The organism is Bacillus sp. ISL-41 (assembly GCF_018613235.1).
Taxonomy (GTDB): Bacteria; Bacillota; Bacilli; order Bacillales; family Cytobacillaceae; genus Mesobacillus.
Genome location: NZ_JAGGQP010000029.1, coordinates 106,701 through 122,840 on the forward strand (window position 1 = coordinate 106,701; position 16,140 = coordinate 122,840).

Consider the following 16,140-nt stretch of genomic DNA (forward strand, 5'->3'; position numbering starts at 1 on the left):
GCAAAAATAGCCTTCTCCCACAATGAAAAGCGCAAGCGCCTTGGTCAGCCCCGACAAGCGTTGGAGCTAGCTATGGCTGTTAGGACAACAGAGAGCCCCTTCAGCAGGAGCTCTCTTAATCAGTTGCCTATTTTCTCTTTTTTGATTTACGCTTTGCAGCGGGGGCATTCTCAAAGAACTTTTTCTTCTTGCTCTTTGGTTTTGAACCGGAGCCTGAACCGGAACCGGAGCCATTTCTGCCCCCTCCTGATCCTCTTCCACCGCCTGAACCTCTGCCGCCTCGCTTGCCTTCTTCTTCTTTACCGCGGCGCGGCTTTTTGTCGCTGCTGCCCGTCTTGAAGATCTTTGGCTGGGCGGGGCGCTCACGTCTTGGCGTGCCCTTCATGCCGACGATTTCAAAATCAATGGAGCGTTCATCTTTGTTCACCTTGATGACTCGAACAGTAATTTCATCACCGATTCGGAAGACATTTCCTGTTCGCTCGCCAATCATCGCCAGATGGCGTTCATCATAGCGGTAATAATCATCTGTCATGTAGCTGACATGTACGAGGCCTTCGATTGTGTTAGGAAGCTCGACGAACATCCCAAAGTTCGTGACGGAGCTGATGATGCCATCGTATTCCGTTCCAACCTTGTCTTCCATGTATTCCGCTTTCTTAAGCTCATCTGTTTCACGCTCGGCTTCAACTGCGCGGCGTTCCATGTTGGATGAATGCTCGGCAATATCAGGCAGCATCGCATTCCATTTTTCCTTCGTTGCCTGGTCGAGCTTGCCCTCGATCAAGTAGGTCCTGATCAAGCGGTGGACAATCAAGTCAGGATAACGGCGGATTGGTGATGTGAAGTGCGTGTAGAACTCTGTGGAAAGACCAAAGTGTCCGAGGCTTTCAGGATAGTATTTCGCCTGCTGCATCGAACGGAGCATGACAGTTGAAACCACCATTTCCTCCGGTTTTCCCTGGACTTCCTCAATGATTTCCTGCAATGCTCTTGGGTGTACTCCGTTTGCGGATCCTCTGACAAGGTATCCGAAGTTTGTAATGAAATCAAAGAATTTTCTCAGCTTATCCTCTTTTGGGTCTTCGTGAATACGATAGATGAATGGCACATCAAGCCAGTGGAAATGCTCAGCTACCGTTTCGTTCGCAGCCAGCATGAATTCTTCAATCAGCTTTTCAGCGACAGAACGCTCGCGCAAAACGACATCCGTTGGGTGTCCTTCTTCATCAACCAATACCTTTGATTCTTTAAAATCAAAATCGATGGCGCCTCTTTCCATCCTTTTTTTACGAAGGATAGCAGCAAGCTCTTCCATCACCTCGAACATTGGCACAAGAGATTCGTAACGTGAGCGTGTTTCTTCGTCCTGATCAACGAGAATCCTGTTCACATCGAAATATGTCATTCGCTCCGTCGTCTTGATGACACTCTGATAGATTTCATGATCTACCACTTGCCCATCTGGAGAGATCTCCATATTACAAGACAGCGTCAATCGGTCGACCTTCGGATTCAGCGAGCAAATACCGTTCGATAAGCGGTGCGGAATCATCGGGATGACCCGGTCAACCAAATAAACGCTCGTTGCGCGGTCTTCTGCTTCACGGTCAATCGGTGAATCCTCGGTTACGTAGTACGTGACATCGGCAATATGGACACCAAGTTTATAATTGCCGTTTTCAAGCCTTGTGACCTGGACTGCATCATCGAGGTCCTTTGCGTCTGCGCCGTCAATTGTAACGATGACTTCATCACGCAGGTCGCGGCGGTTCGCAATCTCACTCTCATTGATCTCGTCAGGCGCATCATTCGCCTGCTTAAGTACCTCATCTGGGAACTCCATTGGCAGTCCGTGCTTATGGATAACGGACAGGATATCGACGCCAGGGTCATTTTTATGACCGAGGATCGCGGTAACCTCACCCTCAGCACTTTTGCGTCCCTCTGGATAGCTCGTCAGTTTTACGACGACCTTATGCCCTTCGACTGCACCCATCCCTGCCTCTTTTGGAATGAAGATGTCACTCGTGAACTTTTTATCATCAGGTATCACAAATCCGAAGTGCTTGCTTTCAGTATAGGTACCAACGATTTGCGAGACACCTCTCTCAATGATGCGCACAACAGTGCCTTCACGGCGCTGCCCAGAGCTGTCTGATGAAACTCGAACAAGGACGGTATCCCCATTCATTGCATTGCTTGTTTCATTGGGCGGGATGAAGACGTCATCCATTCCCTGCTCTTCAGTGATGACAAAGGCAAATCCCTTGGCATGGGCACTGAAACGGCCGCGCACGAGGTTCATTTTTTCAGGAAGGCCGTATCGGTCACTTCTGGTCCTGACGACAAGCCCCTTCTCCTCCATGACCACTAGCGCTTTAACAAAATCCTTGAATGTCGAGGAGTCCTCGATCCCAAAGGCGCTTTCCAGTTCCTGAACCGTAAGAGGTTTGTAAGCTTCATCCTTCATATAATGCAACAGCCTGTCTATATGGCCTTTAATATTTTCATCCATTAATAAATCCCTCCTTTATTGGGCTATTTTCGTCATCTTGCCGCTCATGGTGTGAAAAACAACACAATAAATTTTTTATATGATTTTATTCTTTCCAATTTAATGACTCGAGAAACTCATAAACATCTTCGTGCAGTTGATCACGTTCTTTATCAAGAGTGATGACATGCCCTGATTCCTCATACCATTTTAACTTTTTATGTTCAGACTCGATGTTGTCATGGATGATATTCGCACTGTCAGGGTCAATGATGATGTCGTTCCTTGCCTGTACCACAAAGGTTGGCGTATAGATCAGGTCGATGCTTGCACGGACTTCCTTGATCAGTTCCTGGAGGTCTTTCAGAGTGGCCATCGATTTCTGTTCGAGGTCCTTTACCTCCGCTTCAATTTGCTCTTCAGGCTTGCCTTCCATCCTTTTATATTCGCGCGCATACTCAAGCACACCCCGGTACATCAACTCTTCCGTCTTAAGATGCATCGGTGCGCACATTGGCACGATTCCCTTTAGCGGCTTCGTATATCCGAGTTTCAGCGAAAGAACACCGCCCAGTGACAATCCAGCTACAGCAATTTCCTCATAGCCTTCGTTTTTAAGGAGTTCGTAGCCATCAAGCGCATCCTGCCACCAATCCTCAGGACCAGTATGTATCAGTTCTTCAGGCGGGACACCATGTCCTTTAAACACAGGTGCATGGCATGTATATCCTTTTCCTTCTAAAAATCGGCCCATCATCCTAACGTCTGCAGAATTGCCGGTAAATCCATGCAGCAGCAATACCGCTCTTTTTCCAGCTTTAAATGTAAAAGGTCTTGGCACTAACTTTCTCATTTTCCTACTCCCTCTATCAGATATCTTCCTTAGTTTTAACAAACAATCTTGTAACATTCAATTAAAAGCCTTTATATATGTAAATACCCATATTCACCAGAAATATGTGAGGTTTTTGCTTATGTAAACACAATAAAACCCGGCCTCTATTGAAGCCGGGTCATTGTGTGTATTATAGTTCGAAATAAGTAACGGCAATAGTCAAGACAAAGAATAAAACAGACAACACGATCGTAACACGGTGCAAGACAAGGTCAAGACCTCTTGCCTTCTGCTTACCGAACAATTGCTCAGCGCCGCCCGAAATCGCGCCGGACAGACCAGCACTCTTGCCTGATTGAAGAAGAACTACTCCAATAAGAGCAATGCTGACGATCACTAAAAGAACAACTAACAATGTATGCATGACGTACCTCCCGATAAAACTGCTAACAGTATTTTAAATTTATCACATTTTCGGGAATGAAACAATACTTGTCTGAATTGTTGAGGATTATTATATTATAATACCTGATAGAACAAGAACACCTTCATGAATTCCATCCCCTGGTTGTCCGATAAGGGTAGGGATCTTCTATCGGACACTTTCTTCGGTTTCTCGCTTCTGTTTGACTGATAGGAACCTTCTATCGGACACTTTTTTCGGTTTCTCGCTTCCGTTTGGCCGATAGAGGTACAAAAAAACACCGGCAGCATCGTCATGCCACCAGTGTCCTAGTATTACAGGGTTGAATCGCAACAAAAGCGATTTACCTCGTAAAATTACTTCTTAAGGTTGTAGAAAGATTTGATTCCGTTGAAGCGAGCTGTTTCGCCAAGCTGGTCTTCGATGCGAAGAAGCTGGTTGTACTTCGCTACGCGGTCTGTACGTGATGGTGCACCAGTCTTGATCTGTCCAGCGTTTGTTGCAACAGCGATGTCAGCGATTGTTGAATCTTCTGTTTCACCAGAACGGTGAGAGATAACAGCTGTGTAGCCTGCGCGCTGTGCCATTTCGATTGCGTCGAATGTTTCTGTCAAAGTACCGATTTGGTTAACTTTGATCAGGATTGAGTTGCCAACGCCTTGCTCGATACCTTGTGAAAGCTTCTTCGTGTTAGTTACGAACAAGTCGTCACCAACAAGCTGAACTTTTCCGCCAAGGCGCTCAGTCAATAGCTTGTGGCCTTCCCAGTCGTTTTCATCTAAGCCATCTTCGATTGAGATGATTGGGTATTTAGAAGCCATCTCTTCATACCAATCAACCATTTCAGCAGAAGTTTTAACTACGCCTTCACCAGAAAGGTGGTACTTGCCGTCTTCTTTGTTGAAGAACTCAGAAGATGCAGCGTCCATAGCCAGCATGATTTGCTCGCCTGGCTTGTAGCCTGCTTTTTCGATCGCCGTTACGATTGTTTGAAGTGCTTCTTCGTTTGAACCTAGGTTTGGAGCGAATCCACCTTCGTCACCTACAGCTGTGTTCAAGCCTTTTTCTTTTAAAACTGCCTTCAGGCTGTGGAAGATTTCCGCGCCCATGCGAAGTGCTTCACGGAAGTTTTCAGCGCCAACAGGCATTACCATGAATTCCTGGATGTCAACGTTGTTGTCAGCGTGCTCGCCGCCGTTTACGATGTTCATCATTGGAACTGGAAGCTGCTTGGAGTTGAATCCGCCAAGGTACTGATATAAAGGAAGGTCAAGGTAGTCTGCAGCAGCGTGTGCAACAGCCATAGAAACGCCAAGGATAGCGTTAGCACCCAACTTGCCTTTGTTTTCAGTACCATCTAACTCGATTAGCGCCATGTCGATTCCGTTCTGGTCTAGAACGTTGAACTCTTCGCCTATCAAGAATGGTGCGATGATCTCGTTCACGTTGTCAACTGCTTTTAAAACACCTTTGCCAAGGTAGCGGCCTTTGTCGCCGTCACGAAGTTCAACTGCTTCGTATTCACCAGTTGAAGCACCACTTGGAACTAGTGCGCGTCCGAATGCGCCTGATTCTGTGAAAACTTCTACCTCAACTGTTGGGTTACCGCGGGAATCTAATACTTCACGTGCGTATACGTCTGTAATGAATGGCATGGCAATCTCTCCTTATAGTTAAAAGTTATTTTTTAATTAATGATGTTCCAGTCATTTCTGCTGGCTTATCCAGGCCTAGTAATTCTAATATAGTTGGAGCAAGGTCGCCGAGGATTCCGTCTTCACGAAGCTTTGCGCCTTCCTTCGTCACAATGACAGGCACCGGATTTGTTGTGTGCGCAGTCATTGGATTTCCTTCAAGCGTCACGACTTCATCCGCGTTTCCGTGGTCAGCAGTGATGATCGCAGTACCGCCCTTTGAAACAATCAGGTCAACGATGCGGCCTAGGCATTCGTCAACAGTTTCAATAGCCTGGATCGTCGGCTCAAGCATGCCTGAGTGTCCAACCATGTCAGGGTTCGCAAAGTTCAATAAAATCGCGTCGAAGTTATCCGCTTCGATTTCCTTGATTAATGCATCTGTTACTTCATTAGCGCTCATTTCCGGCTGCAAGTCATATGTTGCAACCTTTGGCGAGTTGATCAGGATCCGCTTTTCGCCAGGGAATTCCTGCTCACGTCCGCCGCTCATGAAGAACGTTACGTGCGGGTATTTTTCCGTTTCAGCAATACGAAGCTGAGTCATTCCAGCCTGTGAAATTACTTCACCGACCGTGTTATCAAGGTTTGATGGCTCGAACGCCACATAACCGTCAACCGTCTCACTGAAGTGAGTCAAGCAGACGAAGTGAAGGTTCTCAGGATGCCCTTCGCCTCGATCGAATGAACGGAAATCTTTATTTGTAAAAGTGTTGGAAATCTGGATTGCACGGTCTGGACGGAAGTTGTAGAAAATTACAGCATCGTCGTTCTGGATCGTCGCAACCGGTGATCCATCCGGGCGCACAAGCACAGATGGGACAACGAACTCATCAAAGATTCCGTTATTATAGTTATCTTCGATTAGTTCCATAGGGTTCGAATAAGTAGGTCCGTCGCCGTACACCATTGAACGGTAGGATTTCTCCACGCGCTCCCAGCGCTTATCGCGGTCCATAGAATAGTATCGCCCAGAAATCGTCGCAAATTCACCGACGCCGATTTCGTTCATTTTTTCAAGTGCATGTTCGATATATCCAGGTGCTGTTTTCGGTCCGACATCGCGTCCGTCAAGGAATCCGTGTACATACACTTTTTCCAGACCTTCACTGGCAGCCAGCTTCAACAAAGCAAACATATGCTCAATGTGGCTGTGTACGCCGCCATCAGACAGCAGGCCCATTAAATGAAGGGCAGTGCCCTTTTCCTTTGCATGCTTGATCGCTGCAAGGAAGGTTTCATTTTTCTCAAACTCGCCTTCACGAATCGAAATATTCACGCGTGTAAGACTCTGGTAAACGATTCGGCCGGCACCAATGTTAAGGTGTCCAACCTCCGAGTTACCCATTTGGCCTTCTGGCAGGCCGACCGCTTCTCCGCTCGCAATCAGCTGCGCATGCGGATAATGGTTCCAGTAGCGGTCAAAGTTCGGCTTTTTCGCCTGGGCAACGGCATTTCCCATCCGTTCGCCACGCAATGCGAAGCCGTCCAGAATGATCAAAGCTGTTGGTGACTGTTTACTCATTACTACCTGCCTCCAATAACTGCAAGAAGGAATCTGTCTCAAGGCTTGCTCCGCCGACCAATGCGCCGTCGATATCAGGCTGTGACATGTATTCCTTGATGTTAGCAGGCTTTACGCTGCCGCCGTACTGGATGCGGACCGCTTCAGCCACTTCTGGTGAAAATTGCTCTGCAATTACCTTGCGGATGTGTGCGCAAGTTTCATTCGCATCTTCAGCTGTAGAAGATTTGCCTGTTCCAATCGCCCAGATTGGCTCATAAGCGATGACCGTTTGCTTAACCTGCTCGTCTGTCAGGCCATTTAGACCTGCTTTGATCTGGCCGCCAACAAACTCATTTGTTTCGCCGTTTTCACGCTGTTCAAGCGTTTCACCGCAGCAAACGATCGGAGTCAGGTCGTATTTGAATGCAGACAACGTCTTTTTATTGACTGTGTCATCTGTTTCATTGAACATTTCACGGCGTTCAGAGTGACCGATGATCACGTATTTCGCGCCGATGTCCTGCAATGCTTTCGGGCTGACTTCACCTGTAAAAGCACCGCTTTCTTCAAAGTGCATGTTTTGAGCCCCGATTTCAACATCTGAATTCTGTGTAAGCTCCACTAGCTGTCCTAAGAACAAAGCTGGAGCACAGACTACAGATTCAACCTTGTCCTTTGAAGGTACAAGTCCACTCACTTTTTCGATAAAATCCTTTGCTTCAGGCAGCGTTTTATGCATTTTCCAGTTACCTGCAATGATAGGTTTTCGCATGCTGACACTTCCTTTCAAGATTGCTGTTATTTACAGCCTTGTAATGCTATTAAAAAATTCCCTCTGGATGTTGGGCTTAATATTATCTTTAACAAGAGCGGCAGGACAGCAGGTGTCAGGATCCGCACCCTTACACTGCTGCTGGCACGCCTTGCTAATCTTTAAATCAAAATTTACTTATCGTTCAATGCCACTACGCCTGGCAGCTGTTTGCCTTCCATGAACTCAAGGGAAGCACCGCCGCCTGTGGAGATATGGCTCATCTTTTCAGCTAGGCCGAATTTTTCTACAGCCGCTGCAGAGTCTCCTCCGCCGATAACCGAATATGTATCATTAGCATCGGCTAAAGCTTGTGCAACAGCTTTTGTTCCTTGTGCGAACTTGTCTATTTCAAAAACGCCCATTGGTCCATTCCAGATGACCAATTTAGACTTTTGAATGACATCGCGATAGGTTTCAGCTGTCTTAGGCCCGATATCAAGAGCTTCCCAGTCTGCAGGAATTTCTTCAATCGCAACGACCTTTGTATTCGCATCAGCAGAAAAATCATCAGCAACAATTGCATCTACAGGCATGTAGAAGTTAACGCCTTTTGCCTTTGCTTTTTCCATGAAGCTTTTAGCCAAATCAATTTTATCTTCTTCTAAAAGTGATTTTCCGATTTCGTGGCCTTGTGCTTTTACGAATGTATAAGCAAGTCCGCCGCCGATGATCAGGTTGTCTACTTGTTCTAATAGGTTGTCGATTACGCCGATCTTATCTTTAACCTTCGCGCCGCCGATAATGGCTGTGAATGGGCGTTCAGGATTTGACAATGCCTTTCCAAGCACATCAAGTTCTTTTTGCATCAAGAAGCCTGATACAGCAGGAATGTACTTGGCGATGCCTTCTGTTGAAGCATGCGCGCGGTGTGCAGCTCCGAATGCATCGTTCACATATACATCTGCAAGCTCTGCAAATGCCTTTGCAAGTTCTGGATCATTTTTCTCTTCGCCTGGATAGAAACGGACATTCTCAAGAAGCAGGACATCGCCTTCGTTCATGCTGTCGATCTCGGATTTTACAGATTCGCCGTATGCTTCATCTGTTTTCTTAACATCCTTGCCAAGCAGCTCAGACAAACGCTTTGCTACTGGAGTCAAACGCAATTCTTCAACAGCCTGCCCTTTTGGACGGCCAAGGTGGCTTGCAAGAAGGACTTTAGCTCCCTGGTCAACCAGGTACTGGATCGTTGGAAGTGCTGCACGGATCCTTGTTTCATCCGTTACCTGTCCATCCTTCATCGGCACGTTGAAATCAACGCGGCAAAAAACTCGTTTTCCTTTTACATCCACATCTTTTACTGTCTTTTTGTTCAAGGCTAGAGACCTCCTTTAAAGTAGCGCAAATGCGCGATTAAGCAGAAAAAGAGGAGAGGGAATTACCCCGCTCCCCTTTTCATCCTACTACATTATAGTCAATAATGGATTGGTTATCCAATCTTAGCTTATAGACCTTTTTTAGCGATGAAATCAACTAGGTCAACTACACGGTTAGAGTAACCAGACTCGTTGTCATACCAAGAGATTACTTTTACCATGCTGCCTTCCATAACCATTGTTGAAAGTGCATCGATTGTAGAAGAGTATGCATTTCCATTGTAGTCGCTTGATACAAGCGGCTCTTCGCTGTATCCAAGGATTCCTTTAAGTTCGCCTTCAGAAGCTTTCTTGAATGCTGCGTTGATTTCTTCAACTGTTACGTCTTTGTCTAGCTCTGCAACAAGGTCAACTAGTGAAACGTTAGGAGTTGGAACACGCATAGCTCCACCGTTCAATTTACCCTTAAGTTCAGGCAGTACTAGAGAAACTGCTTTTGCAGCACCAGTTGTTGTAGGGATGATATTTTCCGCAGCTGCACGTGCACGACGGTAGTCTTTGTGCGGAAGGTCAAGAATTTGCTGGTCATTTGTGTATGAGTGAACAGTTGTCATCATACCACGCTTGATTCCGAAGTTGTCGTTCAATACCTTCGCGAAAGGAGCCAAGCAGTTTGTTGTACAAGATGCATTAGAAATTACGTGGTGGTTAGCTGCATCGTACTTGTCATCGTTAACACCCATAACGATTGTGATATCTTCGTCAGATGCCGGTGCAGAGATGATAACTTTCTTAGCGCCTGCTTCAAGGTGCTTAGCAGCGTCAGCGCGCTTAGTGAAACGTCCTGTAGATTCTACAACTACTTCTACGCCAAGGTCGCCCCAGCCAAGTTGTGCAGGATCTCTTTCAGCAAGTACCTTTACTTTGTGGCCGTCAACTACAAGGTAGTCTCCGTCAACAGTAACTTCTTTATCTAAAGTTCCGTGTACTGTGTCATATTTTAAAAGGTGAGCAAGCATGTTTGCATCAGTTAAATCGTTAACTGCTACTACTTCTACGTTAGGGTTGTTTAATGCTGCGCGGAAAACTACGCGTCCAATTCTTCCAAATCCGTTAATACCAACTTTTACTGCCATGAGTATTTCCTCCTTTGATTCCTATAAAGGTGTTGTTTATATTAAGGTGTTACCCTTGTAACAATGTTTTAGCGGCGCCCTCATCCGTGATCAGGATCGTTGAGGAAGGTGCCTGTTTCATATAGGCTCTGATCGCCTTTGCCTTTGATTCTCCGCCGGCAACTGCAATGACATCCCCTACATTTTTGAGATCGTCCATTTGGAGACCGATCGTCAGCACTTTGTGGACGATTTCCCCGGCTTCGTTGAAATAGTAGCCGAAAGCCTCGCCAACTGCATTTCCATTGAGAATCTTATGTAGATCCTCCGGGCTGGTATTACGACGTTCCGCCATTGTAATAGCGTCTCCAATACCATGTAAAACCATGCTTGCTGATTTAACTAAATTCCAAACCTCATAAATCAGCGGTTCTTTGATGAAGGACTTATATACCTCAGTGCTGACCTGATCGGGTACGTAGAATACCCGGTGCCGCGATTTCGTGTTATCGGCCATGATTGCGCAAATCGTGTTTGCCTGATTCTTGACGTCTTCACCAATACCGCCTCTTGCAGGCACAAACAGCAGGTCCTTCTCTCCGAAGTCGGGTGTCAACATATCCGCAACAGCCGCCATTGTCGATCCCCCGGTCACAGCAATTATATTTTTGCTTTGGAGAAGATCTTTCATGCAATTGGCTGTAGCCCGCCCCAGCTCACTTTTCACCCATGGCGACCGGTCGCTGTCCCCCGGGACAACAATCACTTTCCGGATGCCCATGCGCTCCTGAAGCTGACGCTCTAATGTGTTTATACCCATAATGTCCCGCATTACTCTTTCAAGACTTTCCAGTATATCTTTTCCCTCTTGAGTCAGTGTCATTCCCTGACCTGACATCGAGATCAGATTCTGGTCCTTCAAAAACTCCACCTCAGAACGCAAAACCCGTTCGGTCAAGTTCAGGCTGACTGATAGGTTTCTCCTGCCAACTGGCTGCATCACATTTATGTATTGGAGGATGAGGTATCGTTTTTGCATAACTTGCAATAAATCGGGCAATATTCTTTTTTGAATATCAATGAGAGAAAAGTCCATGTTGATATTCTCCTTTTCCATCGTTGGACTCAAAATGTCCCGCTAAGACATATTATGTCCCACTCGCGGTAAAAAAAATCACCCCTGCTACAAAACTCATTTTAACAGGAGTGAAAACCTTAATCAACTTTTAAATCCAGGGTTTTTTCGTGAAAACGCTTCACTTATGAACATTTTGTTAATGATGCCGTATTGGAGCTCTTCACCGTCCAATTCGATCACCGGAATCATGATTCCATACTTTTCGACGAGCTCGTCATCAAGGTCGATATTGATTTCTTCTATTGTAAAATTCCATTGCTGTTGTAAGTCTTCGAGAATCTCCCTGGCGTTCTCGCACAGATGGCAGCGCGGGCGGGAGTAAAGTTTGACTGTTTTTTGCATTTTGTTCTCCTTCGGCTGATCTCTAAAATTATTTTCCAATATTAATGTTCTGCTAATAAGTTGATTTCCACTCCAGGTTGCTTCGCTTTCCGCGGGACGTGCGGTGAGCCTCCTCAGCGCTAAAGCGCTTGCGGGGTCTCACCTGTCCCGCTGATCCCGCAGGAGTCTCGCACCTTCCGTTCCAATCAACTCATTTATAATATTTAGTGTTAAAACAATCAACTTGAAACAATTGAACCATTAATCAAATCTCTTCCGCTTTGAAGACGACGGTATGCCCAGCTGGTCCCTGTATTTAGCGACGGTTCTTCTTGATACGACCATGCCCTCTGTCTCTTCCAGCATCTCTACTAGTTTTTGATCTGAAATGGGCTTCTTTTTATCTTCCTCTTTAATATACTGCTCGATGGCTGCTTTTACATTTTGCGAGGAGGCCTGGTCGTTCTCTGTGGTAGCGATCGCGCTTGTAAAAAATGATTTCAATTCGTATGTGCCTGCTGGTGTCTGCATGTATTTTTCGCGAACCGTGCGGCTTACCGTTGATTCGTGGATTTCGAGCTCATCGGCTACTTCCCTCATTGTCATTGGCTTCAGGTGTGCAGGACCTTTTAAAAAGAAATCGGGCTGTTTTTCGATGATTTTCATCGAGACTTTTAACAACGTTTCCTTCCGTTGTTCAAGGCTACGCCTGATCCATTGGTAATCCCCCTGCTTTTCCTGGAGGAATTTATTGACCTCGGGGTCCCGGTGCGCAGACAGTTGCCGAAAGTATCCATCATTAAAAGAAACTTTCGGGATCAATCTATCAAACAGACTTACAGAGAGTTCGCGGCCTTCATGTTTGACCACTACATCTGGAACGATATAGGCAAGTTTTTCACGCTGAAAGGCAGCCCCTGGTCTAGGATTGAGCTTTTGTATCTCGTCATGGACTTTCTGGATATCCTTCGGTTCGACCCCCAGCATCTTCGCCAGCGCTTTCCACTTCTTCTCCGCAAAAAGAAGGAAGTGATCACGGATGATCGTCAGCGCCAGCTCATTTTCCGGCGTACGCTTTTGTCTCATTATTTGCAGCGATAGACACTCCTGCAGATCCTTAGCTGCAATTCCAGCAGGATCGAGTGACTGAAGCTTGAAGAAAGCTGAATCAATAAGCTCTTCCTCCACACTGAACCTTTTAACAAGGTTTTCTTTTTCAAGAGTCAAGTAACCGTTTTCATCTATGTTTTCAATTAATTCATGTAAAATCAGTTTTTCTACAGGACTAGCTTTTAGCAAGTTTAATTGTGATAGCAGATAGTCTTCGAGCGTATCAGTTGCTCCTCCGCCGATCTGCTCAATTAGATTTCTTTGGTCCCGTTCGAATGTTTTTCTTCTCGTTTTTCGCGTACTATCCATACTGGCATCAAAATTTGTGATGTTTTTAAAGTCTACTTGCATCAGGGGATTTTCCATTGATTTAGCTTCAAGAAAGGCCGCAAGCTCCTGTGCTGAGTATTGCAAGAGCGCGATTGCCTGGGTCAGCTCCTGAGTCATCGCCAATTTTAATGTCTGCTTTTGCCATAAACCAGCTTTCATATCCATCCAAATCACCCCTGCACTCATTTTACATGATAAACAGGCATTGGTGTATGGAAAGAATTTGGCATTGGACGGAAAAAGACACAGCCAATCTTAAAAAAGGTAACTGGAAAAATTATTCTCTTAATGCAACCCGGTAATTCCCCGAACACCGAGCATAATCTCCCAATCTAACCGAATAATCTCTCGAAAAAAGAACGGATTCTCCCAAACATCAGCCATAATCATGCCGTTATCCAAGTTTAGGAAGAAACGAAGAGGGAATATCACACTCAATAGTTGTTTCAATTAAAGAATTCTATTGCAGCTTACCAAAAAGCTCTGTACAGTGCCTTCTACTTTACGGAGACCTGCCAGCCTTAAAAGGATATAAAAAGGCTTTTGCAGCGACCGGACAAAACTTGGACAGTTTTATCTGATTACTCTCAAAAGCCATTTGAATTACGTATTTACGCCCTCGGCAGGAATCGAACCCACATCTCAAGAACCGGAATCTTACGTGCTATCCGTTGCACCACGAGGGCATGTTTGAAGTTGGCGTTACGCTTACCTATTATAGAAGAAGTTTTCCCGCTTTGCAAGGAAGTTTTTTTGGAAGCTCAGCCATTGCTCTTGTTTAAAAATGATAATCTTGGGTAAGATGGATACGGTACAGTAAATTGGAATATACATTAATGTCGAACAGTTTTTGCTGCTATTGCAAGCGATTCGTTTGACCTTTATTGACCATGCGTGTATCATGAAACTACATAAGTGCTCTGGCAAACGAACCAGTTTATGCCAGTTTGCAAAACTGCTTTTATAAGGACCGTAGTGCCTTATATCAAAGCAGTAAATGATCTTTACGTTAAAGGAGGAAAACAAACATGAACTTGATTCCTACAGTTATTGAACAAACGAATCGGGGCGAAAGGGCATATGACATTTATTCCCGCCTTTTAAAGGATCGCATCATTATGCTTGGAAGCGGGATTGACGACAATGTTGCCAATTCAATCGTAGCCCAGCTGCTTTTCCTGGAAGCTGAAAATCCGGAAAAGGACATCTCCATCTACATCAATAGCCCGGGCGGCAGCATCACTGCCGGCATGGCAATCTACGATACTATGCAGTTTATTAGGCCAGATGTACAAACAATCTGTATCGGTATGGCTGCTTCAATGGGTGCATTCCTTCTCGCTGCTGGCACAAAAGGCAAGCGTTACGCACTTCCAAATGCAGAAGTCATGATTCACCAGCCACTGGGCGGTGCTCAGGGACAGGCGACAGAAATCGAAATCGCTGCTAAGCGCATTCTTTTCCTTCGCGAAAAGCTGAATACCATCCTTTCTGAGCGCACTGGCCAGCCGCTTGAAGTCATCGCGAAAGATACGGACCGTGACAACTTCATGACAGCTGAGCGCGCGAAGGAATACGGTCTTGTTGACCAAATTATCACTCGCAACGTTCTTGAAGAAAAGAAGGATAAATAATCACAATGAAAAACTCGCCCCTAAATGGGAGCGAGTTTTTTTGTTTCAGAGAATTAGTTTTCTTTCTGGATATATTCAGCCAGCTTTTCCACTGCTTCTTCTTCATCATTGCCTTCGGCGATCAGGTTTACGGATGCGCCTGCGCTTACAGCAAGACTCATCAATCCCATGATGCTCTTCGCATTTACCTTTTTGCCATCCTTCTCTAAAAATATATCAGATGAGAACCTGTTAGCTTCCTGCACGAATAATGCTGCAGGGCGAGCCTGTAAACCAGTTTTTAATTTTACTTCCACCTGTTTTTCCACCATTGCATTTTTCCTCCTCTAACCCTCTATTTATTTATAATTTGCCCGGCACGCAGTTTATCCGCTATTTCATCGATCTTTCTCAGCCGGTGATTGATTCCTGATTTGCTGATTGTTCCCCCGCTTACCATCTCACCCAGCTCTTTAAGGGTGACATCCTGATAGTCGACTCGGAGCTGAGCGATTTCCCTCAGTTTATCCGGCAAAATTTGCAGGCCGACGGTATCCCGTATGTAGCGGATATTCTCTACCTGTCTTAGTGCGGCTCCAATTGTTTTATTCAAGTTAGCTGTTTCACAATTCACGAGACGATTAACCGAGTTTCTCATGTCGCGGACAATCCGGATATCCTCGAATCGCAGCAGCGCATTATGTGCGCCAACGATGTTCAGGAATTCAGTGATTTTTTCCGCTTCCTTCAAATAAGTGATGAATCCTTTTTTCCGCTCAAGCGTTTTGCTATTAAGCCCGAACGTATTCATCAGTTCACATAATGATTCATTATGCTCCTGGTACATCGAGGCAATCTCCAAATGATAGGAAGATGTCTCCGGATTGTTCACAGAGCCTCCCGCGAGGAAAGCGCCTCTTAAATAAGAACGCTTACAACATTTCTTTTTCACTAGTTCAGGCGAAATGTCATGGATTATTTCAAATCCTTCTCCTATAATCTTTAAATCCTCCAGAATTTCCCTGGCTGATTCCTTAAGGCGGACAATATAAACATTATTCTTTTTCAGCCGCATCTTTTTTCGCACCAGAAGCTCTACCTGAACCTGATAACTTTTCTTGATCAAGGTATAGATGCGCCTGGCAATCGCGGCATTTTCCGTCTGTATGTCTACGATGAGTTTGCGATTTGAGAAGGAAAGGGAACCATTCATCCGGATTAGAGCGGACAGTTCCGCGTCAGCGCAGCAGCCCTTTACGTCAATATTCGTAAGTTCCTTTTTGGTTTCCGAAGCGAACGACACCTTCTCACCCCCCTGGTTACACAGCACTGTCAAAAGCGCAGCAGCTGATTTTGTATTTTTGGCTGAGGCGCCCATTAATACCCTGAGCACCCATTTCCAAAAGAGAGACAAACGCTTGCATCC

The 16,140-nt window shown here is 45.6% G+C and carries 14 protein-coding genes and 1 tRNA gene; 1 reads left to right on the forward strand and 14 read right to left on the reverse strand.

The annotated features are described in order from the left end of the window. Positions 1-127: 127 nt before the first annotated feature. The 12 genes from rnr to J7I80_RS14730 all read right to left on the reverse strand — a co-directional run bounded on the left by rnr (position 128) and on the right by J7I80_RS14730 (position 13,787). Positions 128-2,518, reverse strand: a complete 2,391-nt coding sequence (gene rnr / locus J7I80_RS14675) for a ribonuclease R (protein WP_214739078.1) — start codon at positions 2,516-2,518, stop codon at positions 128-130. 85 nt (positions 2,519-2,603) lie between these two features. Next, positions 2,604-3,350 (reverse strand): alpha/beta hydrolase, encoded by a 747-nt coding sequence (locus J7I80_RS14680; protein WP_214739079.1) that lies wholly within the window; start codon positions 3,348-3,350, stop codon positions 2,604-2,606. Between the two features lie 172 nt (positions 3,351-3,522). Further along, positions 3,523-3,756, reverse strand: coding sequence for a preprotein translocase subunit SecG (gene secG, locus J7I80_RS14685; protein WP_102264285.1), 234 nt, complete (start codon positions 3,754-3,756; stop codon positions 3,523-3,525). 356 nt (positions 3,757-4,112) lie between these two features. Then, positions 4,113-5,411, reverse strand: a complete 1,299-nt coding sequence (eno, locus tag J7I80_RS14690; protein ID WP_214739080.1) for a phosphopyruvate hydratase — start codon at positions 5,409-5,411, stop codon at positions 4,113-4,115. A 25-nt stretch (positions 5,412-5,436) separates the two neighbouring features. Beyond that, entirely contained in the window at positions 5,437-6,975 is a 1,539-nt protein-coding gene (gpmI, locus tag J7I80_RS14695; protein ID WP_214739081.1) for a 2,3-bisphosphoglycerate-independent phosphoglycerate mutase, read from the reverse strand. Then, complete coding sequence (tpiA, locus tag J7I80_RS14700; RefSeq protein WP_214739082.1) at positions 6,968-7,729, reverse strand: triose-phosphate isomerase; 762 nt, start codon at positions 7,727-7,729, stop codon at positions 6,968-6,970. The genes gpmI and tpiA overlap by 8 nt, the downstream gene beginning before the upstream one ends. A 173-nt stretch (positions 7,730-7,902) precedes the next feature. Further along, positions 7,903-9,087 carry a phosphoglycerate kinase gene (locus J7I80_RS14705; protein ID WP_214739083.1) on the reverse strand — a complete coding sequence of 395 codons (1,185 nt, stop codon included), beginning with the start codon at positions 9,085-9,087 and terminating at the stop codon, positions 7,903-7,905. Between the two features lie 128 nt (positions 9,088-9,215). Continuing rightward, entirely contained in the window at positions 9,216-10,223 is a 1,008-nt protein-coding gene (gene gap / locus J7I80_RS14710) for a type I glyceraldehyde-3-phosphate dehydrogenase (RefSeq protein WP_214739084.1), read from the reverse strand. Positions 10,224-10,272: 49 nt separating this feature from the next. Then, positions 10,273-11,298, reverse strand: a complete 1,026-nt coding sequence (locus J7I80_RS14715; protein WP_214739085.1) for a sugar-binding transcriptional regulator — start codon at positions 11,296-11,298, stop codon at positions 10,273-10,275. A 123-nt stretch (positions 11,299-11,421) separates the two neighbouring features. Next, positions 11,422-11,682, reverse strand: coding sequence for a glutaredoxin family protein (locus tag J7I80_RS14720; protein WP_214739086.1), 261 nt, complete (start codon positions 11,680-11,682; stop codon positions 11,422-11,424). A 240-nt stretch (positions 11,683-11,922) separates the two neighbouring features. Continuing rightward, positions 11,923-13,266 carry an RNA polymerase factor sigma-54 gene (gene rpoN, locus J7I80_RS14725; protein WP_214739087.1) on the reverse strand — a complete coding sequence of 448 codons (1,344 nt, stop codon included), beginning with the start codon at positions 13,264-13,266 and terminating at the stop codon, positions 11,923-11,925. Between the two features lie 449 nt (positions 13,267-13,715). Then, positions 13,716-13,787: transfer RNA gene (locus J7I80_RS14730), tRNA-Arg, on the reverse strand. 342 nt (positions 13,788-14,129) lie between these two features. On the opposite strand from J7I80_RS14730, the gene clpP reads away from it, so the two are divergent. After that, positions 14,130-14,735, forward strand: coding sequence for an ATP-dependent Clp endopeptidase proteolytic subunit ClpP (clpP, locus tag J7I80_RS14735; protein ID WP_192470052.1), 606 nt, complete (start codon positions 14,130-14,132; stop codon positions 14,733-14,735). 53 nt (positions 14,736-14,788) lie between these two features. On the opposite strand, the gene J7I80_RS14740 is transcribed toward clpP, so the two are convergent. Then, positions 14,789-15,046, reverse strand: a complete 258-nt coding sequence (locus J7I80_RS14740; protein ID WP_041967465.1) for an HPr family phosphocarrier protein — start codon at positions 15,044-15,046, stop codon at positions 14,789-14,791. Between the two features lie 23 nt (positions 15,047-15,069). Then, positions 15,070-16,017, reverse strand: a complete 948-nt coding sequence (gene whiA / locus J7I80_RS14745; protein WP_214739088.1) for a DNA-binding protein WhiA — start codon at positions 16,015-16,017, stop codon at positions 15,070-15,072. Positions 16,018-16,140: the final 123 nt, after the last annotated feature.